This window comes from Streptococcus sp. HMSC077F03 (assembly GCF_001812375.1).
Taxonomy (GTDB): domain Bacteria; phylum Bacillota; class Bacilli; order Lactobacillales; family Streptococcaceae; genus Streptococcus; species Streptococcus oralis_S.
Genome location: NZ_KV808757.1, coordinates 1 through 1,619 on the forward strand (window position 1 = coordinate 1; position 1,619 = coordinate 1,619).

1 protein-coding gene and 1 pseudogene are annotated in these 1,619 nt (G+C 40.2%); both read right to left on the bottom strand.

Annotation, left to right across the window (positions count from 1 at the left end):
• Nucleotides 1-287: pseudogene (locus HMPREF2853_RS02545) on the bottom strand (cell surface protein); the annotation flags it as partial.
• A gap of 75 nt (nt 288-362) precedes the next feature.
• Nucleotides 363-1,619, bottom strand: a 1,257-nt coding sequence (locus HMPREF2853_RS02550; protein ID WP_083306875.1) for an LPXTG cell wall anchor domain-containing protein, incomplete at its 5' end; no start/stop codon positions are given.

Consider the following 1,619-nt stretch of genomic DNA (forward strand, 5'->3'; position numbering starts at 1 on the left):
TTAGTAGCTTCCGCCAAACTATCTTCTAATCCAGCTTTGTTGTCTTCATCATTAGGATTAGCTTTATAGTCAGCAATGAAAGCCTCTAGATCATTCAGTTTATCTCTAAATCGAAGTGCCATGACTCTCTCTTGGCCATCTGGAATTTCTTCATCTTCCGCCGGTGTTTCTTCTGCATGCACTGTTGGAATTTGATATAAATCTGGAGCTACATGATAAGTTGCTACTCCAAGAGCGTTTAAAGCAAGTATTGAAATCCCTAACTTTAATAATTTTTTTCTACTCATTCTTTTTCCCTTAATTCATTTAATATATAGCAAGGAAGAGAGGAAATATTTCTACTCTCCTCTTACTATATGATACTAACGTTCAGCTTTACGCTTCCAAACTAGAAGTCCAGCAAGTCCTAGAGCTAGGGCAGCAAGTACTCCAAAGATTGAAGATGCTTCAGAACCTGTATTTGGCAATGTTTTCTTAGGTTCTGCAGGAGGAACGGTTCCACCTGGTGGCGGAGTTTGTGGTTTTTCTGGTGTTGGTGGGAACACCACAACTTTGTTGGTAGGCTTTGGATTTGGATTATGGTTAAAGCTTACTTTAGCTGTATTTGGTACACCAGCAGCGAATTGTGTAAAATCTGTTCCTTCTTTGAAGTTAGTGTAAAGTACAAGACGTACAGTACTTCCCTTCAAGGCTTCAAGAACATCCTTGTCGCTGATTTCAAGAGTCACAAGATTTTCAGTTTCATCGTAAGTAACAGTAGCAATTGCTTCCAATTCTTTACCTACTAATTCACCACGATCATTTGAAGACTTACTCAATTTATCAATAGCTGCTTGAAGCTTGGTTTGAGCTTCTTTTAGTTTCTTGATTTCATTTTCGAGTTTCTCTTGTTGTTGTTTCTTATCAGCTGGTGCTAATTCTGCTTCTTTCTCTGCTGGTGCTTGAAGTTTAGCTAAGTTTTCTTCAGCTGCTTTCAACTCTGCTTCCAAGCTTACAAGATCTTGACTTGGCTCGCTAGTTGCAGGTTTCTTATCTTCTGTTGCAGAAGAATCAGATGTAGCTGGAGTTGTTTCTTCAGTAGCTGTTGCTGGAGTAGCTGGTGTTGTAGTTTCAGCTGGTTTAGCTGGCTGCGCTGCCTTAGCTGCTTCCAACTTCGCTTTCAATTCAGCTACTTTAGCTTCCGCTGCCTTGAGTTCTTCCTTCTTACCAGTCTCTGTTGAAGTCTCTTCTGTTGACTTGCCTGTCAAAGCTTTGAGTTCTTTCTCTGCTTGATCAAGTTGAGCTTGAAGAGTTGCTTTGATCTTGTCAAACTGAGCATTTTCAACTTTAAGAGCGATACGGTCTTTGTTGACTTTCAAGACTGAATTGATTTCATCCGTGATTGTAAAACTAGTCAAGTCTGTCTTGATAAGACGACCATATTGATCCTTCTTAGCATTTCCGTTTTCATCTACAGGATCTGTTGGAACCGGTGTAGTAATATCGAATCGGAAGGTATCTAAAGCGTTTGGCAAGTGGTATTCTTTATCAGGTTTAGATCCATCTTCTGGTCCAACAGACTTAGCTGGTTCACCTGGTGTTGGATCTGTTGGTTTTTCTGGGTCACGTGGTTTCACCGT